Origin of the sequence: Streptomyces sp. JHA26 (assembly GCF_002005565.1) — a bacterium.
Classification (GTDB): Bacteria; Actinomycetota; Actinomycetes; order Streptomycetales; family Streptomycetaceae; genus Streptomyces.
The window spans coordinates 53,167-77,009 of record NZ_BDJC01000022.1; the positions used below are offsets into that span (position 1 = coordinate 53,167).

At 72.9% G+C, this 23,843-nt stretch carries 18 protein-coding genes; 3 read left to right on the forward strand and 15 right to left on the reverse strand.

Going from position 1 to position 23,843, the window contains the following annotated elements; all coding sequences use genetic code 11:
• Nucleotides 1–140: 140 nt before the first annotated feature.
• A complete protein-coding gene (gene dnaJ, locus JHAT_RS15775; protein WP_077798809.1) occupies nucleotides 141–1,277 on the reverse strand; it encodes a molecular chaperone DnaJ in 1,137 nt (378 codons plus the stop codon).
• Nucleotides 1,278–2,294: a heat-inducible transcriptional repressor HrcA gene (hrcA, locus tag JHAT_RS15780; protein WP_077798810.1), complete on the reverse strand. Its 1,017-nt coding sequence runs from the start codon at nucleotides 2,292–2,294 to the stop codon at nucleotides 1,278–1,280.
• A 162-nt stretch (nucleotides 2,295–2,456) separates the two neighbouring features.
• On the opposite strand from hrcA, the gene JHAT_RS15785 reads away from it, so the two are divergent.
• Complete coding sequence (locus JHAT_RS15785) at nucleotides 2,457–3,182, forward strand: MBL fold metallo-hydrolase (RefSeq protein WP_077798811.1); 726 nt, start codon at nucleotides 2,457–2,459, stop codon at nucleotides 3,180–3,182.
• Between the two features lie 34 nt (nucleotides 3,183–3,216).
• Complete coding sequence (locus JHAT_RS15790) at nucleotides 3,217–4,035, forward strand: DUF3097 domain-containing protein (protein ID WP_077798812.1); 819 nt, start codon at nucleotides 3,217–3,219, stop codon at nucleotides 4,033–4,035.
• Here JHAT_RS15790 and JHAT_RS15795 read toward each other — a convergent pair.
• The 5 genes from JHAT_RS15795 to lepA form a co-directional block, all read right to left on the reverse strand.
• Nucleotides 4,013–4,603, reverse strand: a complete 591-nt coding sequence (locus JHAT_RS15795; protein ID WP_171990908.1) for a Uma2 family endonuclease — start codon at nucleotides 4,601–4,603, stop codon at nucleotides 4,013–4,015. The genes JHAT_RS15790 and JHAT_RS15795 overlap by 23 nt on opposite strands.
• A 104-nt stretch (nucleotides 4,604–4,707) precedes the next feature.
• Entirely contained in the window at nucleotides 4,708–5,940 is a 1,233-nt protein-coding gene (gene hemW, locus JHAT_RS15800) for a radical SAM family heme chaperone HemW (protein WP_077798849.1), read from the reverse strand.
• Between the two features lie 27 nt (nucleotides 5,941–5,967).
• Nucleotides 5,968–8,004, reverse strand: a complete 2,037-nt coding sequence (locus tag JHAT_RS15805; RefSeq protein ID WP_077798814.1) for a SpoIIE family protein phosphatase — start codon at nucleotides 8,002–8,004, stop codon at nucleotides 5,968–5,970.
• 192 nt (nucleotides 8,005–8,196) lie between these two features.
• Nucleotides 8,197–10,074 (reverse strand): long-chain fatty acid--CoA ligase, encoded by a 1,878-nt coding sequence (locus tag JHAT_RS15810; RefSeq protein WP_077798815.1) that lies wholly within the window; start codon nucleotides 10,072–10,074, stop codon nucleotides 8,197–8,199.
• A 284-nt stretch (nucleotides 10,075–10,358) separates the two neighbouring features.
• The gene (lepA, locus tag JHAT_RS15815; protein WP_077798816.1) at nucleotides 10,359–12,227 is read right to left on the reverse strand and encodes a translation elongation factor 4; all 1,869 of its coding nucleotides are present in this window, start codon (nucleotides 12,225–12,227) and stop codon (nucleotides 10,359–10,361) included.
• Nucleotides 12,228–12,478: 251 nt separating this feature from the next.
• On the opposite strand from lepA, the gene rpsT reads away from it, so the two are divergent.
• Nucleotides 12,479–12,745, forward strand: a complete 267-nt coding sequence (rpsT, locus tag JHAT_RS15820; RefSeq protein ID WP_077798817.1) for a 30S ribosomal protein S20 — start codon at nucleotides 12,479–12,481, stop codon at nucleotides 12,743–12,745.
• A gap of 181 nt (nucleotides 12,746–12,926) precedes the next feature.
• Here rpsT and JHAT_RS15825 read toward each other — a convergent pair whose 3' ends face one another.
• From JHAT_RS15825 to leuS, 8 genes are all read right to left on the reverse strand, one after another.
• A complete protein-coding gene (locus tag JHAT_RS15825; protein WP_077798818.1) occupies nucleotides 12,927–13,322 on the reverse strand; it encodes a nuclear transport factor 2 family protein in 396 nt (131 codons plus the stop codon).
• 104 nt (nucleotides 13,323–13,426) lie between these two features.
• A complete protein-coding gene (gene holA, locus JHAT_RS15830; protein ID WP_216353434.1) occupies nucleotides 13,427–14,404 on the reverse strand; it encodes a DNA polymerase III subunit delta in 978 nt (325 codons plus the stop codon).
• 79 nt (nucleotides 14,405–14,483) lie between these two features.
• Nucleotides 14,484–14,729, reverse strand: coding sequence for a hypothetical protein (locus JHAT_RS15835; RefSeq protein WP_077798850.1), 246 nt, complete (start codon nucleotides 14,727–14,729; stop codon nucleotides 14,484–14,486).
• A gap of 111 nt (nucleotides 14,730–14,840) precedes the next feature.
• Entirely contained in the window at nucleotides 14,841–17,432 is a 2,592-nt protein-coding gene (locus JHAT_RS15840; RefSeq protein ID WP_077798820.1) for a ComEC/Rec2 family competence protein, read from the reverse strand.
• Nucleotides 17,429–18,517 carry a ComEA family DNA-binding protein gene (locus JHAT_RS15845; protein ID WP_077798821.1) on the reverse strand — a complete coding sequence of 363 codons (1,089 nt, stop codon included), beginning with the start codon at nucleotides 18,515–18,517 and terminating at the stop codon, nucleotides 17,429–17,431. Before JHAT_RS15845 ends, JHAT_RS15840 begins: the two co-directional genes overlap by 4 nt.
• 130 nt (nucleotides 18,518–18,647) lie before the next feature.
• Complete coding sequence (locus JHAT_RS15850; RefSeq protein ID WP_077798822.1) at nucleotides 18,648–19,493, reverse strand: DegV family protein; 846 nt, start codon at nucleotides 19,491–19,493, stop codon at nucleotides 18,648–18,650.
• 113 nt (nucleotides 19,494–19,606) lie between these two features.
• On the reverse strand, nucleotides 19,607–20,341 hold the full coding sequence (locus tag JHAT_RS15855) for a hypothetical protein (RefSeq protein WP_077798823.1): 735 nt from the start codon (nucleotides 20,339–20,341) through the stop codon (nucleotides 19,607–19,609).
• Between the two features lie 171 nt (nucleotides 20,342–20,512).
• On the reverse strand, nucleotides 20,513–23,392 hold the full coding sequence (gene leuS / locus JHAT_RS15860; RefSeq protein ID WP_077798824.1) for a leucine--tRNA ligase: 2,880 nt from the start codon (nucleotides 23,390–23,392) through the stop codon (nucleotides 20,513–20,515).
• Between the last annotated feature and the right edge of the window lie 451 nt (nucleotides 23,393–23,843).

Consider the following 23,843-nt stretch of genomic DNA (forward strand, 5'->3'; position numbering starts at 1 on the left):
GCATGGTGTCACGTCCTCCGCACACGTCCGAATCCGGGTTTCCGTCGGCATACGCCAGGAGCGTCCGCACCGCGAAGCCCCGCCGACGGCCGGCGCCGGCGCCCGTCGGACGTGTCGGCCGGCGCCGTCGGAGACGCCGGTCAGCGCCCGTTGAACGCGTCCTTCAGCCGCGAGAACAGGCCCTGCTGCCCGGGCTGGAACTGGCCCTGGGGCCGTTCCTCGCCGCGCAGCTTGGCCAGCTCGCGCAGGAGGCGTTCCTGCTCGGGGTCGAGCTTGGTCGGGGTCGTCACCTCGACGTGGACGATGAGGTCGCCCCGGCCGCCGCCGCGCAGATGGGTGATGCCGCGCCCGTGCAGCGGGATCGACTGGCCGGACTGGGTGCCCGGGCGGATGTCGACCTCCTCCAGTCCGTCCAGCGTCTCCAGCGGCACCTTCGTGCCGAGGGCCGCCGCCGTCATCGGGAGGGTGACCGTGCAGTGCAGGTCGTCCCCCCGGCGCTGGAACTGCGGGTGCGGGAGCTCGTGGATCTCGACGTACAGGTCGCCGGCCGGGCCGCCGCCGGGGCCGACCTCGCCCTCGCCCGCGAGCTGGATCCGCGTGCCGTTGTCCACACCGGCCGGGATCTTCACGGTCAGGGTGCGCCGGGAGCGGACCCGGCCGTCGCCCGCGCACTCGGGGCACGGGGTCGGGACGACGGTGCCGAAGCCCTGGCACTGGGGGCAGGGCCGGGAGGTCATGACCTGGCCCAGGAAGGACCGGGTGACCTGCGACACCTCGCCGCGGCCGCGGCACATGTCGCACGTCTGGGCACTGGTGCCCGGGGCCGCGCCCTCGCCGTTGCAGGTGTTGCAGACGACCGCCGTGTCGACCTGGATGTCCTTGGTCGTGCCGAACGCGGCCTCGTCCAGCTCGACCTCGAGGCGGATCATCGCGTCCTGGCCCCGGCGGGTGCGCGAGCGCGGACCGCGCTGCGACGCCGTGCCGAAGAACGCGTCCATGATGTCCGAGAAGTTCCCGAAGCCACCCGCGCCGAAGCCGCCCGCGCCACCGCCGCCGGCCTGCGAGAGCGGGTCGCCGCCGAGGTCGTAGACCTGCTTCTTCTGCGGGTCCGACAGCACCTCGTAGGCGGCGTTGATCTCCTTGAACCGCTCCTGGGTCTTCGGATCGGGATTGACGTCCGGGTGCAGCTCGCGGGCGAGCCTCCGGAACGCCTTCTTGATCTCGTCCTGGGACGCGTCGCGGCGTACGCCGAGCACGGCGTAGTAGTCCGTGGCCACCTACGACTCCGCCAGGATCTGTCCGACGTACCGTGCCACTGCGCGTACCGCTCCCATCGTTCCCGGGTAGTCCATGCGGGTCGGTCCGACCACGCCGAGCTTGGCAACCGCCTCGCCGCCCGAACCGTAGCCCACCGACACGACGGACGTGGAGTTGAGTCCTTCGTGGGCGTTCTCGTGACCGATACGGACGGTCACGCCCGGATCCTTCGCCTCGCCGAGGAGCTTGAGGAGCACGACCTGCTCCTCCAGGGCCTCCAGGACGGGCCGGATCATGAGGGGGAAGTCGTGCCCGAAGCGGGTGAGATTGGCGGTGCCGCCGATCATCAGCCGCTCCTCGTTCTCCTCGACCAGCGTCTCCAGCAGGGTGGAGAGCACGGTGGAGACCGTACCGCGGTCCTCGGCCTCGAAGGCCTCCGGCAGATCCTCGACCAGGCTCGGGACGTCCGAGAACCGGCGGCCCGCGACCCGGCTGTTGAGCCGCGCGCGCAGGTCCGCGAGGGACGCCTCGCCGAAGGGCGCCGGGCAGTCGACCATCCGCTGCTCGACCCGCCCTGTGTCCGTGATCAGCACGAGCATCAGGCGCGCGGGCGCCAGGGAGAGCAACTCCACGTGCCGCACGGTCGAGCGGGTCAGCGACGGGTACTGCACGACGGCGACCTGCCGGGTCAGCTGCGCGAGCAGCCGCACCGTGCGGGCCACCACGTCGTCGAGGTCGACGGCGCCCTCCAGGAAGTTCTGGATGGCACGCCGCTCGGGCGCGGTCATCGGCTTGACGCCGGCCAGCTTGTCGACGAAGAGCCGGTAGCCCTTGTCGGTCGGGATCCGCCCGGCGCTGGTGTGCGGCTGGGCGATGAAGCCCTCGTCCTCCAGGGCCGCCATGTCGTTGCGCACGGTGGCCGGGGAGACGCCGAGGTTGTGCCGCTCGGTGAGGGCCTTGGAGCCGACGGGCTCCTCGGTGCCGACGTAGTCCTGGACGATCGCGCGCAGCACCTTCAGCCTGCGTTCACTGAGCATCGCGCACACCTCCAGAAACCGTCCGCCCGGTGTTCTCCCTGGCACTCTGCGTGTGCGAGTGCCAGACTTCCCCGGCCCAGTGTACGGCCGTGGGGTACACCCCCGGCAAGGCCGGGGCGCCGCCGTCGTACCCGGGGCCCGCGCGGCGCTAGCGTCGACGTCGTGACGGTGACATGGGAGGACCTGGGGTGGGAGCGGCTGGCGGCCGGGGTGGGCCGGTGCCGCCTGCCCGTGTGGGACTGCACGGCGGGGCTGGTCGTCGGCGCGGACGCGGCGCTGGTGGTCGACGCCGGGTCGAACCTCGGCGAAGGCGCGCGGTTGCGCAGGGCGGTGCGGGAACTCGCCGGGCACCGTGTGACGCATCTCGCGCTGACCCACCCGCACTTCGACCACGTCCTCGGCGCTCCGGCGTTCGCGGGCGTGGAGGTGTTCGGGGCGGTGGGCACGGCCGCGCTCCTGGCGGACGGCCGGGAGGCGCTGCGGGCGGACGCGGTGGCCGAGGGCCTGGACGCCCGGCTCGCGGACGAGGCCGCGGACGCCCTCGTCACGGTGCGCCACGAGGTGTGCGGCGAGTGGACGCTCGACCTGGGCGGCGGCCGGCAGGTGCTGTTGGCGAACGTGGGCCCCGGACACACCGGCCACGACCTCGCGGTACTGGTGCCGGGCGACCCGGAGACCGTGTTCTGCGGGGACCTGGTCGAGGAGTCCGGCGAGCCGCAGGCGGGCCCCGACGCCGTGCCGTCGCGCTGGCCGGCCGCCCTCGACCGGCTGCTCGACCTGGGCGGCGAGGACGCGCTGTACGTCCCCGGTCACGGAGCGGTGGTGGACGCGGCGTTCGTGCGGGCCCAACGGGACGCGCTGGCCGCGCGGTTCGGCGTGTCGCGCTGATCACCGGGCGGGCGTTCCCCGTATCGTCGGCAGAATGCGCCAGTACTCCGCCGACCTGACCCCTCCGTGGAAGAAGCCGCAGCCGGTACCGGAGGTACCGGCCGACCCCGGTCTGGTGGTCGAGGAGCCCGGCACCGGGTTCTGCGGTGCGGTGATCCGCTGTGAGGCGGGCACGGTGACCCTGGAGGACCGCTTCGGCAAGCACCGCGTCTTCCCGCTGGAACCGCGCGGGTTCCTGCTGGAGGGCCGCGTGGTGACGCTGGTGCGGCCGTCCTCGTCCTCCGGGCCGGTACGGCCCTCCCGTACGGCGTCCGGTTCGGTCGCCGTCCCCGGCGCGCGGGCGCGGGTGGCGCGCGCCGGGCGCATCTACGTCGAGGGGCGGCACGACGCCGAGCTGGTCGAGAAGGTCTGGGGCGACGACCTGCGCATCGAGGGCGTCGTCGTGGAGTACCTGGGCGGTGTGGACGACCTGCCGTCGATCGTCGCCGACTTCGCGCCGGGCCCGGACGCGCGGCTGGGGGTCCTGGTGGACCACCTGGTGCCGGGATCGAAGGAGTGGCGGATCGCGCAGGCGGTGACGAGTGAGCACACGCTGGTGGTGGGCCACCCGTACATCGACATCTGGGAGGCGGTGAAGCCGTCGTCGCTGGGGATCGAGGGCTGGCCGCGGGTGCCGCGCGGTCAGGACTGGAAGACGGGGGTGTGCCGGGCGCTCGGCTGGCCGGCGGAGAACACCGGCGCGGTGTGGCAGGCGATCCTGGCCCGGGTCCACTCGTACAAGGACCTGCAGCCGGAGCTGCTGGGGCGGGTGGAGGAGCTGATCGACTTCGTCACGGGTAGCGGTGGGGCCTGACCTTCTCGTAGACGGCGAACTCGCTGGTGTCCAGTTCGATGCCAACAGGCTCCAGCGGTGTCATGTCACCGAACTTCGTGAGCCGCTGGCACCGGTAGTCAGCGTGCTCGCCACGGCCGGTCGGCTCGGTGAGCAGGACGCACTGCCCCATGATGGGATCGATGATCAAATAAGCGGGCACCTTGGCCGCTGCGTAGATGGAGCGCTTTACTCCGTAATCACGGTCGACGCTCGTCTTGGAGACGACTTCAACGAGCATGGTGATGACCTCGGACGGCATCAGGCGTCCGTGCTCGGGGCCCGTGCCTCGTTCGATCACCACGAGATCCGGCTGCGGCTCACTGGACTCTTCGAGAATCGCGATGTCCTGAGTCTGAAGTCGCCGCCAGCGGCGGCGGGGAATCTGGTCCACCACCGCTTCCACGATGTCGTTGTGAGCCACGTCCGGCCCCGCCATCATCACGATTTCCCCCCGGAGGAGCTCGACCTTGAATTCATCGGGGAACGCGAACTCCTCGAAGAACTTCACGATGTCGGTGGTCATCGGTCGGTCATCCACAGCGGTCATCTCCGCAGCCCTCCGGTTTCCGCCACCGTGCGATTGCGGCAGCAGCCTACGAACCAGGTTAGGGACCGAACTTCCGTCCCGCGCGGATTCACTCGCCCGAGTGATCAGTCCACCAGGTCCCGCACCACCGCGTCCGCCAGCAGCCGCCCCCGCAGGGTCAGCACGGCCCGCCCCTCCTCGTACGGCCCCTCCTGGAGGAGCCCGTCGGACAGCGCCCGGCGCGAGGCGGCGAGCCCCTCCTCACGGAGGAGGGAGAGCGGGACGCCCTCCCGCAGCCGCAGCTCCAGCAGGATCCGCTCCACCCGCCGGTCCTCCTCCGTCAGCACCTCGCGGCCCGCCCCCGGCGACTTCCCCGCCGCCAGCGCCCCCGCGTACGCCCCCGGGTGCTTCACGTTCCACCAGCGCACCCCGCCCACGTGCGAGTGCGCCCCCGGACCGGCCCCCCACCAGTCGGCGCCCCGCCAGTACAGCTCGTTGTGCAGGCACCGCCCCGCCTCGGAGGTCGCCCAGTTCGACACCTCGTACCAGTCGAAGCCCGCCGCGGACAGGGTCTCCTCGGCGATCAGGTACCGGTCGGCGTGCACGTCGTCGTCGGTCATCGGGACCTCGCCGCGCCGGATGCGCCGGGCGAGCTGCGTGCCCTCCTCCACGATCAGCGCGTACGCGGAGACGTGGTCGGGGCCGGCGCCGAGCGCGGCCTCCAGCGAGGCCCGCCAGTCGTCGTCGGACTCGCCGGGGGTGCCGTAGATCAGGTCGAGGTTGACGTGGTCGAAGCCGACCGCGCGGGCCTCGGCGACGCAGGCCTCGGGGCGGCCGGGGGTGTGGGTGCGGTCCAGGACCTTCAGGACGTGCTGCCTGGCGCTCTGCATGCCGAAGGAGATCCGGTTGAAGCCGCCCTCGCGGAGGGTGGCGAGGTAGGCCGGGTCGACCGACTCCGGGTTGGCCTCGGTCGTCACCTCCGCGTCCGCCGCCAGGCCGAACTCGTCGCGGATCGCGTGCAGCATCCGCACCAGGTCGCCGGCGGCCAGCAGGGTGGGGGTGCCGCCGCCGACGAAGACCGTGCGGACCTCGCGCGGGTCGTCGCCGAGCACCTTGCGGGCGAGGCGCACCTCGTCGACGAGCGTCTCGGCGTAGTTGTCCCGGGAGGCGAGGACGCCGCCGGTGCCGCGCAGCTCGGTCGCGGTGTAGGTGTTGAAGTCGCAGTAGCCGCAGCGGGTCGCGCAGTACGGGACGTGCAGGTAGAAACCGAGGGGGCGGTCGGCGGCGCCGTCGAGCGCGGACGCGGGCAGGGCGCCGTCGGCGGGGACGGGCTCGCCGTCGGGGAGTGCGGAGGGCATGCGTTCCATTGTCCCGTACCGCCGCGCTCACTCCGCCTGGAGCACCAGCAGGGCGAGGTCGTCCTCCGGGGGCCGGGCCCCGAACTCGTGCACCAGCCGCCGGATGCGTTCGGCGATCAGCCCGGCGTCCAGCCCCGCGCACCCGGCGAGGGCCGCGGCGAGTCCGTCGCCGTCGTCGAACTGGCGGGAGCCGCTGCGCCGCTCGGTGACGCCGTCCGTGACGCACAGCAGGGTCTCGCCGGACCGCAGCTCGAAGGTCTCGCTGGTGTACGTCGCGTCCTCCAGGACACCGAGAAGGGTCTGCGGCTCGGCGACCGTGCGGACGGTGCCGTCGGGGGCGAGCAGCAGCGGCAGCGGGTGGCCGGCGGAGGCGAGGGTGCAGCGGACGACGCCGTCGCCGACCGGGACGAGTTCGCCGTAGAGCAGGGACAGGAACCGGGTCTGCGGTCCGTCGCCCGGGGCAACCGGACGGCCGCCGACGGCGACCAGGGCGCGGGCGGCGGCGTCCGCGGCCTCGGTGGCGTCGTCGAGGAGCAGCTGGTTGAGGCGGTCGAGGACGTCGGGGACGCCGTATCCCTCGCGGGCCAGCAGCCGCAGCCAGGGCCGGGCGAGCCCGATGACGACGGCGGCCTCGGGGCCCTTGCCCTGGACGTCGCCGACGGTGAAGCACCAGCGGCCGTCGCCGGCCGGGAAGAGGTCGTAGAAGTCGCCGCTGGGGCCGCCCTTGTCGCACGGTTCGTAGACGAGGGCGCTGCGCACTCCCGGGATCTCGGCGACGGCGCCGGGCAGCAGGCCGCGCTGGAGGACGGCGCTGATGGTGGCCTGGCGGGCGTACTGGCGGGCGGCGCCGATGGCGAGCGCCACCCGGCGGCCGAGGTCCTCGACCAGGCCGCTGATCTCCTCGGGGAAGGCCGGGACGCCGGCCCGCCCGATGACCAGGGTGCCCAGCGGCCGGCCGCCGGCGACCAGGCGGTAGGCGAGCGCCGCGCCGTGCGGGCCGAGCGCGGCGCTCGGCCAGGGATGGGCGACGGGGCCTGAACGCCACGGGTCGCGGGCCCGGGGCGGCTCCTTCTCCAGGGCCTGCCACAGGTCGTCGACGCGGCTCTCGCTGCTGTGCCAGACGCGGGCCGGCCGCGCTCCCCCGACCGCTCCGGCCTCGTCGCCCCAGGCTCCCCGGCCCAGGGACTCGTCGTCGAGCCACACCGCGCACCAGTCGGCCAGGCGCGGCACGATCAGCTGGCCGGTGAGGGAGGTGACCAGGTCCTCGTCCAGCTGTCCGGCCAGCAGGTCGGAGGCCTCGGCGAGGAAGGACAGGGCGCCGCGGCCCAGCCACTCCCGGTCGCGGGCGCCGCGCCGCGCGGGTCCGGCCGTGTCGTCTCCCCAGTCCGGCCACTGCGCGTGGTCCGGCCCGTCCGGCCCGTCCGGCCCGTCCGTCCCGACGGCCGTGTCCGTCCCGACGGCCGCGTCCGTCCCGTCGGCCCCGCGCCCGGTGGCGGCCGGGGCTCCGGGGCGCCGCGGGTCCGGCTCCGCGGCGTACGCCTCGGCCCGGTCGGCGGCCTCGTCGTCCGCCGCGGACAGGCGGGCCCACACCGTCTTGGCGCCCGGCAGGTAGGTGATGCCCCAGGCCTGCGAGAGCGCGGCGACGAGCCGCAGGCCGCGCCCGTACTCGGAGGTGGCGTGCGGCGTCTCGTGGTCACCGCCCCTCGGCGCACGGGAGGGGTACTGGTCGACGACCTCGACGACGAGCGCGCCCGTCCCCTCCAGCCGGCAGACCACCTCGACGTCGGTCCCGGCGTGCACGACGGCGTTGGTGACCAGCTCGCTGACGACCACCAGCGCGTCGGCGCAGAGGTGACCGGTCAGCTGGTGCGCCCCGGGCAGGCCGAGCGCGGCCCAGTCGGCGAGCGTGGCCCGCACCATCGCGCGGGCGGCGCCCGGCGCGAGGGAGCTGCCGAGCAGGGCCACGCGCGCCCGCGCGCGCTCCTGGGCGGACATCTCGGCAGCGGGCGCGGACGCCCCGCTGACACAGGAGACGGTCTCCCGTTGCGTCGGAATGGCCCCCATGACGGCTCCCCGGGCAGTTCGTGCGCATGCTGCGCAGTCGTTGCCGACAGAGTGACAGACCGGACCCGCCCGGACGCACGGAGTTACCGAAGTGGGCCGTCATGGGTGAGATCCGTGCTAAGCGCATGCTCGAACACGGCCGGAAGACGGACACGTTCGAGCATCGGCCGTACGCACGGCGCCGTCCGCGCGCTACGCCTCGCGCGCGCCCGCGTACATCTCCTCGATCAGGTGCTTGTACTCGCGCTCCACCACCGGTCGCTTCAGCTTCAGGCTCGGGGTGATCTCGCCGTGTTCCACGTCGAGGTCGCGGGGCAGCAGGCGGAACTTTTTGATGGTCTGCCAGCGCTGGAGGCCCTGGTTGAGCTGCTTGACGTAGCCGTCGACCATCTCGACCGTCGCCGGTGCCGCGACGATGTCCGCGTACGGCTTGCCCTCCAGGCCGTTCTCCTTCGCCCACTCCGTGATCGCGGCCTCGTCGAGGGCGATGAGGGCGGTGCAGAAGTTCCGGTCGGCGCCGTGGACCAGGATGTTGGAGACGTACGGGCACACCGCCTTGAACTGTCCCTCGACCTCGGCGGGGGCGATGTACTTGCCGCCCGAGGTCTTGATGAGGTCCTTCTTGCGGTCGGTGATGCGCAGGTAGCCGTCGGGTGAGAGCTCGCCGATGTCGCCGGTGTGGAACCAGCCGTCGGACTCCAGGACCTCGGCGGTCTTGTCGGGCAGCTTGTGGTAGCCCTCCATGATGCCGGGGCCGCGCAGCAGGATCTCGCCGTCGTCGGCGATGCGCACCTCGGTGCCGGGCAGCGGCTTGCCGACGGTGCCGGTGCGGTAGGCCTCGCCGGGGTTCACGAAGGAGGCCGCGGAAGACTCGGTGAGGCCGTAGCCCTCCAGGATGTGGATGCCGGCGCCGGCGAAGAAGTAGCCGATCTCGGGCGCGAGGGCAGCCGAGCCGGACACGCAGGCCCGCAGCCGGCCGCCGAATGCCTCGCGGATCTTGGCGTAGACGAGCTTGTCGGCGACGGCGTGCTTGGTGCGCAGTCCGGCGGGGGCGCTCGCGGTGCCGGTGCGCTTGAAGTTGTCCTGGCTGACCTTGGCGTACTCGCGGGCGACGTCGGCGGCCCACTGGAAGATCCTGTACTTGGCCCCGCCGCCCGCGCGGGCCTTGGCGGCGACGCCGTTGTAGACCTTCTCGAAGATGCGCGGGACGGCCGCCATGTAGGTCGGCCGGACGACCGGCAGGTTCTCGATGATCTTGTCGACGCGGCCGTCGACGGCGGTGACGTGACCGGCCTCGATCTGGCCGGAGGTGAGCACCTTGCCGAAGACGTGCGCGAGCGGCAGCCACAGGTACTGCACGTCGTCCCCGGTGACCAGGCCGGTCGCGGCGATCGCCTTCGCCATGTACGACCAGTTGTCGTGCGGGAGGCGGACGCCCTTGGGGCGGCCGGTGGTGCCGGAGGTGTAGATGAGGGTGGCGAGCTGGTCCTTGGTGATCGCGCCGACCCGCTCCTTGATGAGCTGCGGTTCCGTCCGCAGGCGGGCCGCGCCCCGGCGCTCCAGCTCGTCGAGGGTGAGGACCCAGTCCTCGGTGGTGTCCGCGCCGGTCGCGTCGATCACGACCACGCGGGTGAGGTCGGGCAGCTCCGCCCGCCTCTCCCTGGCCTTGGCCAGCTGGGCGGCGTCCTCCGCGATCAGCACCCGGCTCTCGGAGTCGGACAGGATGTACGCCGACTCCTCGGCGTTGGTCTGCGGGTAGACGGTGGTCGTCGCGGCGCCGGCGCACATGATGCCGAGGTCGGCGAGGATCCACTCCAGCCGGGTGGAGGAGGCCAGCGCCACGCGCTGCTCGGGCTCCACGCCGAGCTCGATCAGACCGGCCGCGATCGCGTGGACCCGCTCGGCGGCCTGGGCCCAGGTGAGCGACTTCCAGTCGTCCGGTCCCTCGCCGGAGGCGGGCGGCACCGGGTAGCGGTACGCCTCGGCGTCCGGCGTGGCGGCCACCCGTTCCAGGAAGAGTCCCGCCACGGAGGGCGGACGGTTCTCGATCAGTGTCTGTGTGTCGCTCACGACATCCTCCGGGCCCGCGACGGTGCGGCTGGCTCAGGTGCGGCTGGTGTCACTCTCGGGCGTTGTTCGGGCTGGTGTTCTCGCGACCGTCTCCGGCCGTTGTTTAACTCGCGAGTAACTATGGGGCAGGCATCAGGGTAAAGGGCGACCGGCCCGTGCGTAAGACTCCGCGCCCGGTCACTTCACCTCATGGTCCGCCCGTGACGTGCGAAGGGGCCCGCCGCGCTTGCGTGCGGCGGGCCCCTTCGCGCCCGTTTCGCCCGGGGTGTGCGGGAAGGCCGTGGTTACTTCTTGGCCTTGCCCGATCCCGCGCTGTCGTCGCTGGAGAGGACGGCGATGAAGGCCTCCTGGGGAACCTCCACGGAACCCACCATCTTCATCCGCTTCTTGCCCTCCTTCTGCTTCTCCAGCAGCTTCCGCTTGCGGGAGATGTCACCGCCGTAGCACTTGGCGAGGACGTCCTTGCGGATGGCGCGGATGGTCTCGCGGGCGATCACCCGGGATCCGATGGCGGCCTGGACCGGCACCTCGAAGGCCTGCCGCGGGATGAGTTCCTTGAGCTTGGCGACGAGCCGCACGCCGTACGCGTACGCCTGGTCCCGGTGGGTGATCGCCGAGAAGGCGTCGACCTTGTCGCCGTGCAGCAGGATGTCGACCTTGACGAGGCTGGAGGTCTGCTCGCCGGTGGGCTCGTAGTCGAGCGAGGCGTACCCGCGCGTCTTCGACTTCAGCTGGTCGAAGAAGTCGAAGACGATCTCCGCGAGCGGCAGGGTGTAGCGGATCTCGACGCGGTCCTCGGAGAGGTAGTCCATGCCGAGCAGGGTGCCGCGCCGGGTCTGGCACAGCTCCATGATCGCCCCGATGAACTCGGTCGGCGCGAGGATCGTGGCCCGCACGACCGGCTCGTACACCTCGTTGATCTTGCCCTCGGGGAACTCGCTCGGGTTGGTGACGGTGTGCTCGCTGCCGTCCTCCATGACCACGCGGTAGACCACGTTGGGGGCGGTGGCGATGAGGTCGAGGCCGAACTCGCGCTCCAGCCGCTCGCGGATCACGTCGAGGTGCAGCAGGCCCAGGAAGCCGACGCGGAAGCCGAAGCCGAGGGCGGCGGAGGTCTCCGGCTCGTAGACGAGGGCGGCGTCGTTGAGCTGGAGCTTGTCGAGGGCCTCGCGCAGCAGGGGGTAGTCCGAGCCGTCCAGCGGGTAGAGGCCGGAGAAGACCATCGGCCGCGGGTCCTTGTACCCGCCGAGCGCCTCCTCGGCGCCCTTGTGCTGGGTGGTGACGGTGTCGCCGACCTTGGACTGGCGGACGTCCTTCACGCCGGTGATCAGGTACCCCACCTCGCCGACGCCGAGGCCGTCGGCGGAGAGCATCTCGGGCGAGTTGGTGCCGATCTCCAGCAGCTCGTGCGTGGCGCCCGTGGACATCATCCGGATCCGCTCGCGCTTGTTGAGCTGGCCGTCGATGACACGGACGTACGTCACCACACCGCGGTACGAGTCGTAGACCGAGTCGAAGATCATCGCGCGGGCGGGGGCGTCCTTGACGCCGACCGGGGCGGGGATCTCGGCGACGACCTTGTCCAGCAGCGCGTCGACGCCGAGCCCGGTCTTGGCGGAGACCTTGAGCACGTCGTCGGGGTCGCAGCCGACCAGGTTGGCGAGCTCCTCGGCGAACTTCTCGGGCTGCGCGGCCGGCAGGTCGATCTTGTTCAGCACGGGGATGATCGTGAGGTCGTTCTCCATCGCCAGGTAGAGGTTGGCGAGGGTCTGCGCCTCGATGCCCTGGGCGGCGTCGACGAGGAGGATCGTGCCCTCGCACGCGGCGAGCGACCGCGAGACCTCGTAGGTGAAGTCGACGTGCCCGGGGGTGTCGATCATGTTGAGGATGTGCGTGTTGCTCTTGTCGTGGGTGGGGGCCCACGGCAACCGCACCGCCTGGGACTTGATCGTGATGCCGCGCTCGCGCTCGATGTCCATGCGGTCGAGGTACTGGGCGCGCATCTGCCGCTGCTCGACCACACCGGTCAGCTGGAGCATCCGGTCGGCGAGCGTGGACTTGCCGTGGTCGATGTGCGCGATGATGCAGAAATTGCGGATCAGAGCCGGGTCGGTACGGCTCGGCTCGGGCACATGGCTGGGGATCGCGGGCACGCAGGGTCCTGATTCTTGAGGCGTCCGCAGTGTCTGCGGTCTCGGGTCGGATCGTTACGTAGCCTCCATGGTCCCACGGTCGGGGACCACGGAGGGGTTTGGGAGGGGTTGAGGGCGGGTTTGGGCCCGTCATCCGGCCGCTGGTAGTGTGGGGGGCTGTGTCTCATGCCCTCTCAGCGCGAGGCACTCCTCAAGAAATCATCGGCGCGGGACCCGTGCGGCCCCGTGCCTGAACCTGCAAAGGCTCATTCGTGGCGAACATCAAGTCCCAGATCAAGCGGAACAAGACCAACGAGAAGGCCCGGCTGCGCAACAAGGCCGTCAAGTCCTCTCTGAAGACCGCGATCCGCAAGGCCCGTGAGGCCGCTGCCGCGGGTGACGTCGAGAAGGCCGCCGAGTACCAGCGCGTCGCCGCGCGTCAGCTCGACAAGGCCGTCTCCAAGGGCGTCATCCACAAGAACCAGGCCGCCAACAAGAAGTCGGCGCTGGCGCAGAAGGTCGGCGCTCTCAAGGGCTGAACCTCACATCTGGTCTGATCGCCGGACGGACCCAGGGCGGGCCCTCTCTCATCCGCCCCCGGCCGGCACCCCGGACCCGTGCGCGGCCTGCGTTCGCCACGCGGGCACGGGTCCTCGAGCGTGATCCGAAGGCCCCGGTACCCGTCCTCCCCAGGACGGGTACCGGGGCCTTCGGCGTGGTCTAGGACCAGAAGTCGTTCATCGCGTCGATGTCCGCGATGCACTCGTCCAGGTCCGTCATCTTGTCGCCGATGATCCGGAAGACGATGCCTCCGTCCTCGTCCAGGTGCTTGCCCTGCCGGTCGGCGGTCAGGTGGTGCAGGGTCACGGCGTGACCCCGGCCGTCGACCAGGACCTGCCGCAGCTCGACCGTGAACGTCCCGTCGGTCTCCTCGCCGAGGCGCCGGTACATGTCGAGGATCTCGTCCTGGCCCTTGAAGTCACCGGCCAGCACGCCGGTCCCCGGCACATGATGTGTGGCGTCCGCCGCCAGCATCGTGCGCAGGGTCGCCATGTCTCCCTGGGTGAAGGCTTCGTAGCCCTTGCGGACCAGCTGTGCGTTCGGGTGTTCAGCCATCACGCTCGCCACCTCTCCATGCCTGGGCGATCCATGGCTGACTCATCCGATTGTTCTCTTCGGGGACCGCCGGAGCGACTCGATCGCCGTCCGCGCGGCCGGGGCTACGACCGTCCCCTCGACCGCGCGGCCCGCGCGATCGTCACCACGGCCTTCTCCAGCGCGTACTCCGGGTCGTCGCTGCCGCCCTTGACCCCGGCGTCCGCCTCGGCCACCGCGCGCAGGGCCACGGAGACGCCGTCCGCGGTCCAGCCGCGCATCTGCTGCCGGACCTGATTGATCTTCCAGGGGGGCATGCCGAGGTCGGCGGGGCGTCCGCCGGGCGCGGACAGGAGCTTCCCGATCGACCGCACTCCCTGGGCGAGCGCGCTGACGATCCTCACCGGTGGTTCTCCCGTGGCCAGTGACCAGCGCAGCGCCTCCAGCGCGTCCGCCGCCCGCCCCTCGACGGCTCGGTCGGCGATGGTGAAGTTCGACGCCTCGGAGCGTCCGGAGTAGTACCGCGCCACCACGGCCTCGTCGATCGTCCCCTCGATGTCCGCCACGAGCTGGGACACCGCGGAGGCCAGCTCCCGCAGGTCGCTCCCCAGGGCGTCGACGAGTGCCTGGCACGCCTCGGCGGTGGCGGACCGCCCGGCCGCCCGGAACTCCCCCCTCACGAAGGCCAGCCGATCCGTGGCCTTCGTCATCTTCGGGCACGCCACCTCGCGCGCCCCCGCCTTGCGCGCGGCGTCCAGCAGGCCCTTGCCCTTGGCCCCGCCCGCGTGCAGCAGGACGAGGGTGATCTCCTCGGCGGGTGCGCCGAGGTAGCCCTTGACGTCCTTGACGGTGTCGGCCGGCAGGTCCTGCGCGTTGCGGACGACCACGACCTTGCGCTCGGCGAAGAGCGAGGGGCTGGTGAGCTCGGCGAGCGTGCCGGGCTGCAGTTGGTCGGGGGTCAGGTCGCGTACGTCCGTGTCGGCGTCGGCGGCCTTCGCGGCGGCCACCACCTCCTGCACGGCGCGGTCGAGCAGGAGGTCCTCCTGGCCCACGGCGAGGGTCACCGGGGCGAGGGGGTCGTCGTTCGCAGTCTTCCTGGCCATCGCGACAAGCATCGCACGCACCGCTGACAACGGTCCCCGCGGTGCCCCACGGCCCGGACGGCGGGCCACGGGCCGCGGCTCACGGCTCCTCGCGCCAGCCGTCCCACTCCCGCGCGAACTCGTCGAGCGCGCCGGGGTCCAGCCGTTCGTCCTCGTCCCGCAGGACGACGAGCCACTGGGCGTCCTCGGCGTCGTCCTCGCCGGCCAGGGCGTCCCGGACGAGCTGCGGCTCCTCGGCGAGCCCGAACCGTTCCCCGAGCTCCTGGGCCACCTCTTCCGCGGCGTCGCGGTCGGGCAGCACCAGGACATGTCTCACGTCGCTCACGGGCACCATTGTCGGCCACGGCCGGCGAGCGGGGCCCGGGAGGGGGGCGCCGCCCGGCGCTCGGCTCCCGGGCGGTGGAAGTGCGCGTCGGCGTCCGGCTCCTCCGTTCCCTCAGTCTCCCGCCACCCGCAGCGCGGCGCCCGTGCCGGTGACCGCCAGTGCCCCGTCCCGGTCCGTGCGCAGGACCATCGCGCCCCCGGCCCGCAGTGCCGCGACCGTGGCGGGCGCCGGGTGCCCGTACGAGTTGTCCGCGCCGCAGCTGATCAGCGCCAGACGCGGCGCCAGGCGCCGCAGCAGACCGGGATCCTGGTGGGCGGAGCCGTGGTGGGCCACCTTGAGCACGTCGACGCCTTCCAGCTCCGCCGCCGGTGACCTCCCGAGCTCCTGCTGGGCCGGGGGTTCGAGGTCCCCGAGCAGCAGCAGGCGCATCCCCGCCGTCCGCACCAGCAGGGTGATGCTGGCGTTGTTGGGCCCCTCCACGGCCGACGGCGGGGCCGGGGGCGGGGGCGGCCACACCACCTGCCAGGACAGTGCGCCCGTCCGCCGCTGTTCGCCGGCGGCGGCGCGCCGCACGGGGATCCCCCGTGCCGCCGCCTGTCTGCGGACGGATTCGGCCTGGTCCGCGGGTTCCTCGAGCCCGGTCGTCTCGATCGCGCCCACCGGACGTCCCCGCAGCACCCCGGGCAGCCCCGCCACGTGGTCGGCGTGGAAGTGGGTCAGCACGACCAGCGGGACCCTGGTGATGCCGAGCGAGCGCAGGCAGCGGTCGACGAGTGCCGGATCGGGTCCCGCGTCCACGACCACTCCCGTGCCCGGGCCGGCCGCGAGCACCAGGGCGTCCCCCTGTCCCACGTCGCACATCACCATCCGCCAGCCCGGCGGCGGCCACCCCGTGATCACCCGGGGCAGCGGACCCGGTTGCACCACCGCCAGCACCAGCAGCAACGCGCAGACACCGCACCACCAGGGGTGTCCCAGCAGCCGCCGGCCGACGAACAGCACGCCCACCGTGGCGAGGGCGAGCAGCGCCGCCCCCGTCCAGCCGTCCGGCCAGTCCACCCCCGCTCCGGGCAGCGCGGCCCCGGTGCGGGCGATCCCCGCGATCCACCCGGCCGGCCACCCCGCGCACCAGGCCGACGCCTCGGCCACCGGCATCGCCAACGGCGCCGTCGCCAGGGCCGCGAAGCCCAGTACCGTGGCCGGCGCCACCGCGAACTCCACGAGCAGGTTGCACGGCACCGCCACCAGGCTCACCCGGGCCGACAGCACGGCGACCACCGGTGCGCACAGGACCTGCGCGGCCCCGGCGGCGGCCAGCGCCTCGGCGAGCCGGGGAGGGACCCGGCGGCGGCGCAGCGCCGCGCTCCACCGTGGCGCGAGCGTGAGCAGGGCGCCGGTGGCCAGCACGGAGAGCAGGAAGCCGTAGCTGCGGGCCAGCCACGGGTCGTACAGCACCAGCAGCAGCACGGCCGTCGCCAGCGCCGGGAGCAGGGACCGGCGGCGTCCGGTGGCGAGGGCGAGCAGGGCGACGGCCCCGCAGGCGGCGGCCCGCAGCACGCTCGGGTCGGGCCGGCACACGACGACGAAGCCGAGCGCGAGCACCCCGCCGAGCAGCGCGGTCGAGCGCAGGGAGAGGCCGAGGCGGGGCGCCAGTCCCCGGCGCTCGCTGTGCTGGGCGAGCCCCGGCGGCCCGAGCAGCAGGGCGAGCAGGATGGTGAAGTTGGCGCCGGACACCGCCAGCGTGTGCGTGAGGTCGGTCTCCTTGAACGCCTCGTCCAGGTCCGGGGTGATCCGGGAGGTGTCCCCGACGACCAGGCCCGGCAGCAGCGCCCGCGCGTCCCCCGGCAACCCGTCGGTGGCCTCCCGCAGTCCGGCGCGCAGCCGCCCGGCCAGCCGCTGCGGACCGGACGGCCCGGACACCACGTCCGGCGCCTGCCGGCTCCTCACCCGCAGGACGGCGGCGACCCGGTCCCCGCTCGTCCTCGGAGGCGCCGTCCGCGCGACGACGCGCAGCCGCGTGGTCGGCAGCAGGGCGAGCCAGGGCTCGGCGGCGGAGGCGGAAGGAGGCACCCGGCCGGTCGCCGCTCCGGTGCCGGTGCCGGTCGCCGCTCCGGTGCCGGTGCCGGTAGTCGCTCCGGTGCCTGCGTCGACGAGCATGAGCACCGGCGTCCGGGTCACCACCGCCTTCCCGCTCATCTCCTCGATCCGGCGCACCTCCCCCTCGATCACCACGGCCGGCGGTGCCGCGCGGTCCCCGCGGACGCGGGGCCGGGTGAGCCGGGGGTCCGCGGTGATCTCCACCTCGGCGGTCACGGTGGCGTACTGCCGGGCCAGCGCGGGCACGGGGCCGCGGCGCAGGTCCGCTCCGTGCAGCGCGGCCGAGGCGGCGGACGCGGCCACGCAGAGGAGTACGGCGGCGACCGACGCGGGCGCCCGGCCACGCGTGGCGCGCCGTCGCGTCCCCCACAGCAGCACCCCGGCCGTCACCACGCAGCCGAGCACCACACCGAGGGACCACTCCGGCGCCGCGTCCAGCACCAGGGCCGCCGTGGCCCAGGCCGCCACCGCGGGCGGCACGAGCCGCAGGTCCGTAGGGCCCTCCTGCCGGGGGCGGGCGGCTCCGAGCCGGTGCCCGGACGCGGCGTGCACGGCCGCGCGGGCCCCGGTGCCCGCCCCCGTCGCCGTGCTCGTGGTCGCGCTCACGGCCGGACGAGGTCGCGCAGATCGGCGAAGCGGCGCTCGCCGATGCCGTTGACCTCGCGCAGCTCGTCCACCGACCGGAAACCGCCGTGCTGCGTGCGGTAGTCGATGATGCGCCGGGCCAGGGCGGGGCCGACGCCCGGCAGTGTCTCGAGCTGCTCCGCGGTCGCCGTGCCGAGGGAGACCGGGGCCGCCCCCGTCACCGCGCCGGCCGGGCCGCCCGGGGCCGTGCCGCCCGGGCCGGTTCCCGCGCCGGGAGGCACGGACGCGCCGACGATCACCTGTTCGCCGTCCACGAGGAAGCGGGCCCGGTTCAGTCCGTCGGTCTTCGTACCGGGTCGCACTCCTCCGGCCGCTCGTAGGGCGTCCTCGACCCGTGAACCGGCCGGCAGGTGGTGGATCCCGGGTTCGCGGACCTTTCCACCGACGTCCACGACGATCTCGGCACCGGCCGGAGCCGTCGCCGTGGACCGGGGCGCGCCGGTGGCCGGGGCTCCGCCGGCCGCCGCGGCGCCCCGCGCCCGCGTGCCGTGGGCGGCCGTTTCCCGCACCACCTCGGGTGCCGCCACCGTCTCGGTGCGGCCGGTCCAGAAGTGCTGCGCGGCGAAGACCGCGGCGACGACGAGGAGCACCGCGAGCGCGGTCACGCTCCGCGGTTCCATTCCGCACCGGTTCTGCAGCCACACCGGCATCCGTTCCCGCAACGCGGGCCCGCCCCGCTCCCGCCACGTCGGCGCGGCGGGCGCGGTGGGCGCGGCGGCATCGGGACCGCCGGGGTCGGCGCGGTCGTCGTGCCCCGCCGACGGGACGGCCACGAGGGACCCGACGACGGAGTCGTCGTACGCACCCCCACCCGGCGGCCCCGTCCCCGCCTCCCGCCGCTCCTCGGCGTGTCCGGTGCGTTCGGTGGGTTCGGCGAAGAGCGCCTCCGCCCGTCGGCGGAGCTCCTCCTCCGGCGCGTGGCGGTGGCGTGCCCGGCCGCGAGGGTGCGGGCGGTGCCGGGAGGGGCGGGTGCGGCCGTCGGACGCCGGTCCACGGCCGGGTCCGCTGCTCGCGGCTGCTGTGCGGGGACGTGATCGAAGAGCCATGCGCCGAGGATCGGACACCTCGGCCGACCCGCGATGATCATGGTCGATTTCCGTGGACCACCACCGGACTGTGGACATCTCCCTCACCCTCGCGGGTGACGGAGGACAGCGGCGAGCCGCTCCCCGCCGCCTACCGCGGTGAGACCACGACCCCCAGCAACCCGGGTCCCGTGTGCGCCCCGATCACCGCGCCGATCTCGCTCACGTGCAGGTCGACCAGCCCCGGCACCCTCTCCCGCAGGCGATCCGCCAGGGCCGACGCCCGGTCGGGGGCGGCGAGATGGTGGACGGCGATGTCGACCGGACCGCTGCCCGCGCGGTCGGCGACGATCTCCTCCAGGCGGGCGATCGCCTTCGACGCGGTGCGCACCTTCTCCAGCGGTTCGATGCGGCCACCGCCCAGCTGGAGCAGGGGCTTCACCGCGAGCGCGGAGCCGAACAGTGCCTGTGCCGCCCCGATCCGGCCGCCGCGGCGCAGATAGTCGAGGGTGTCGACGTAGAAGTAGGCGGACGTCTCCGCCGCCCGCTTCTCCGCCGCCGTGACCGCTTCGTCGACCGTGCCGCCCGTCTCCGCCGCCTCGGCCGCGGAGAGCGCGCAGAACCCGAGGGCCATCGCGACCATCCCGGTGTCCACGACCCGCACGGGGACCGGCGCCTCGCGCGCGGCGACGACCGCGGCGTCGTAGGTGCCCGAGAGCTCGGCGGACAGGTGGAGCGAGACGATGCCGTCGGCGCCCGACTCGGCGATCTTCCGGTAGGTCTCGGCGAAGAGCTCGGGGCTGGGGCGCGAGGTGGTGACCGGGCGTCGCTTCTGCAGGGCCTGGGCCAGCGAGCGGGTCGAGATCTCGGTGCCCTCCTCCAGGGCCCGGTCCCCCAGGACCACCGTCAGGGGTACCGCGGTGATGCCGTGCCGCTCCATCGTCCGGGCCGGGAGGTAGGCCGTTGAATCCGTGACGATCGCGACATGACGGGACATGAGCTGGAGGTTACCTGGCGTAGTGCCCGTACGGCAGACCGGCCCCGACGACCGGGCGACACCGGGCGCCATCGGGCGGCGCCGGGCACCGTCGGGCGGGCGAAGGCCCCCGGTCAGGCCGTGTTCTCCGGGCGGGCCTGCTTCTGCCAGGGGTGCACGGTCCGCGGACCGGGCGGGGTGATGGCGGGCCGCGCCGGCTCCCGGGCCTCGTCCTGCCGCGGCGGCTCGGGCCGGTCCCGCCCGGCGGCCGGGGCGTCGGCGGCCGGAGCCTCGGGCCAGGACGGCGGCGCGGCGGCGGGCTCGGTCTGCGTCCAGTGCCGCAGGGCACCGGACTCGACGTCGATCTGGACGCTGAGCGAGTCCAGGTCGTCGTCCGCGAAGCGGTGGGCGCGGTCACGGGCCGCCCAGCGCAGGGAGTCGGCCGACCGGACGATGCGCTCGGTGCGCTCGCGCAGCGCGGGGAGGCGCTCGGCGAGCGTGGTCCGGTCCGGCTCGGCCTCCAGCCGCCTGAGCTCACCGTCGAGTTCGAACCCGTGCGCGCTGAGCCGCTCGAAGAGGGCGAGGGACTCCTTGAGGGACTCGTCCCCGGTCACGCCCGCGTGCAGCGCGTCCTGCGTGGCCCGCATCGAGGTGCGCAGCGTGAGCCGCAGCTGGGCGAGCTCCGCCGCCGGGCCCGTCTGGACGAGGGACTTGGCCCGCAGTGTGTGGTCCTCGACCGTGCGGCGGGCCTGGGTGATGCCGCGGTCCACGCTGCGCTTGGCGGCGCCGACCGCCTTCACGGTGGCGTAGACGCCCAGCACGACGGCGATCAGGAAGAGCAGGGCGAAGACTGTGATCACTGCTTCCACGGAGCTCCTCCTCGAACCGTCCGGCCGCCCACCGGGCACGGCCACGGCGCTCACCGCGCCGCTCTCCACGGTAAACGCAACGGGCAGGTTCGGGGTTCCGACGGAACCCCGAACCTGCCCGTAGGGGACCACCCCGAGCCCTGGGCGGACCCTCGGCGGACCCTCGGCCGGTCAGGCCGGGACGATGTTCACCAGCTTCGGCGCCCGCACCACGACCTTGCGGATCCCGGCCCCGCCCAGCGCGGCCACGACCTTCTCGTCGGCCAGCGCCGCCTTCTCCAGCTCCTCGTCGGAGATGGACGGGGCGACCTCCAGCCGCGCCTTGACCTTGCCCTTGATCTGCACGACGCAGGTGACCGTCTCGTCCACGACGTACGCCGGGTCGGCGACCGGGAAGTCCCGGTGGACGACCGAGTCGGTGTGGCCCAGCCTGCGCCACAGCTCCTCGGCGACGTGCGGGGCCAGCGGCGCGATCATCAGCACCAGCGGCTCGGCGACCGAGCGCGGGATCGGGCCGCCCGACTTCGTCAGGTGGTTGTTCAGCTCGGTGACCTTGGCGATGGCGGTGTTGAACCGCATGCCCTCCAGGTCGCCGCGCACCCCGTCGATCGCCTTGTGCAGCGCGCGCAGCGTGTCCTCGTCGGGCTCGGCGTCGACGACCGTCACCTCGCCGCTGTCCTCGTCGACGACGTTGCGCCACAGCCGCTGCAGCAGCCGGAACTGGCCCACCACCGCGCGCGTGTCCCACGGCCGGGAGACGTCCAGCGGGCCCATCGCCATCTCGTACAGGCGCAGCGTGTCGGCGCCGTACTCGGCGCAGATCTCGTCCGGGGTGACCGCGTTCTTCAGGGACTTGCCCATCTTGCCCAGCAGCCGGGAGACCTTCTCGCCCTGGTAGTAGTACGCGCCGTCGCGCTCCTCCACCTCGGCGGCCGGCACGGCGATGCCGCGGCTGTCGCGGTAGACGTAGGCCTGGATCATGCCCTGGTTGAACAGCTTGTGGAACGGCTCCGCCGAGGAGACGTGCCCCAGGTCGAACAGGACCTTGGACCAGAAGCGCGCGTACAGCAGGTGCAGCACGGCGTGCTCGGCGCCGCCGACGTACAGGTCGACGCCGCCGTGCGGCAGACCCTCGCGCGGGCCCATCCAGTACTGCTCGATCTCCGGGTCGACCAGCCGCTCACCGTTGTGCGGGTCCAGGTAGCGCAGCTCGTACCAGCAGGAACCGGCCCAGTTGGGCATGGTGTTGGTCTCGCGCCGGTACTTCTTCGGGCCGTCGCCCAGGTCCAGGGTGACGTTCACCCAGTCCTCGTTGCGCGACAGCGGCGTCTCGGGCCGCGTGTCGGCGTCGTCCGGGTCGAAGGTGCGCGGGGAGTAGTCCTCGACCTCGGGCAGCTCCAGCGGCAGCATCGACTCGGGCAGGGCGTGGGCGACGCCGTCCTCGTCGTAGACGATCGGGAAGGGCTCGCCCCAGTAGCGCTGGCGGCTGAACAGCCAGTCGCGCAGGCGGAAGTTGACGGTGCCCTCGCCGGTGCCGGTGCGCTCCAGCCACTCGGTGATGCGCGCCTTGGCGTCGACGACGCCCAGGCCGTCCAGGGAGACGCCCTCGCCCGAGGAGTTGACGATCTTCGCGTCGTACGACGCGAAGGCCTCCTCCCAGGTGGAGGTGTCCGTGCCCCGTCCGTCGGTCGGCTCGACGACGCAGCGGATCGGCAGCTCGAAGGCGCGCGCGAACGCGAAGTCACGCGTGTCGTGCGCCGGGACGGCCATGATCGCGCCGGTGCCGTAGCCCATCAGGACGTAGTCGGCGACGAAGACCGGGATCCGCTCGCCGTTGACCGGGTTGGTCGCGTACGCGCCGATGAAGACGCCGGTCTTGTCCTTGGCCTCGGCCTGGCGCTCGACGTCCGACTTGGCGGCGGCCTGCGCCCGGTAGGCGGCGACGGCCTCGGCGGGCGTCGCGTGACCGCCGGTCCACGCCTGGTGGGTGCCCTCGGGCCAGGCGTCCGGGGTGAACTTCTCGACCAGCGGGTGCTCGGGCGCCAGCACCATGTACGTCGCGCCGAACAGGGTGTCGGGGCGGGTGGTGAAGACGGTGATGCGCTCGCCGTCGATGGGGAAGTCGACGCGGGCGCCCTCGGAGCGGCCGATCCAGTTGCGCTGCTGCAGCTTGATGGCCTCGGGCCAGTCCAGCGCGTCCAGGTCCTCCAGCAGCCGGTCGGCGTAGGCGGTGATGCGCATGTTCCACTGGCGCAGCTTGGACTTGAAGACGGGGAAGTTGCCGCGCTCGGAGCGGCCGTCGGCGGTGACCTCCTCGTTGGCCAGCACGGTGCCCAGGCCGGGGCACCAGTTGACGGGCGCGTCGGAGGCGTAGGCCAGGCGGTACTCGCCCAGCACGTCGGCGCGCTCGGCCTCGGTCAGCTCGTTCCAGGAACGGCCCTGGGGCAGCGCGCGCTCACCGGAGGCGAACTGCGCGACCAGCTCGGCGATGGGGCGGGCCTTCCTCGCCTCCTCGTCGTACCAGGAGTTGAAGATCTGCAGGAAGATCCACTGGGTCCACTTGTAGTACTCGGGGTCGATCGTGGCGAACGACCGGCGCTTGTCGTGGCCCAGGCCCAGCCGGCGCAGCTGGGACTTCATGTTCTCCATGTTGGCCTCGGTCGACACGCGCGGGTGCGTGCCGGTCTGCACGGCGTACTGCTCGGCGGGCAGGCCGAAGGCGTCGAAGCCCAGGGTGTGCAGGACGTTGTGCCCGGTCATCCGCTGGAAGCGGGCGTAGACGTCGGTGGCGATGTAGCCCAGGGGGTGGCCGACGTGCAGACCCGCGCCGGAGGGGTACGGGAACATGTCCATGATGAACTTCTTGGGCCTGGCGACCAGCTCCGGGTCGCCCGCCAGGTCGCCCTCGGGGTTCGGCGCGGCGTACGTCCCCTCGGCGTCCCAGAAGTCCTGCCAGCGTGCCTCGATCTCGGCGGCCATGGCGGCCGTGTAGCGGTGCGGCGCGGCGTCCGCCGTCACGGGGGCGGTCGCCGCGGGGTTCGTCTCGCTCATGATCCTCAAAGCTCCATCGATCGTCTCTGCCAGCGGCTGCGACATCCAAGACCAGCGGCTGCGATTGCCGGGAAATGAAAAATCCCCTCGCACAGGAGGGGACGCCGCGCCGATTCCGGCCACCGGGCTACGACCGGGGTCGGGACTGATCAGCGCGGCTCGCTAAGCAGAAGGCGTACGGCACGCATGGCGTCAGGGTACCGCAGTCGCCGATCGGGCCGCGACGGGCTTCCCGGCCGCCCGGAATCCCGCCGGGATCCGCGAAACCTGAACCAAGGTCAAAGGTTACTTCGCGTAACGACCCCTAAGGGGCATCACAACGAGCGCATTGTCATTTGATAACAACGCAATAACTCAAACCTGGTACTCGCGAGTACGGCGCGACCTAGAGTGCGGCTGCGGGACCGCCTTCCCGAACCGCTTCGGAGTTGCCCCCATGAACCCTCCCCCG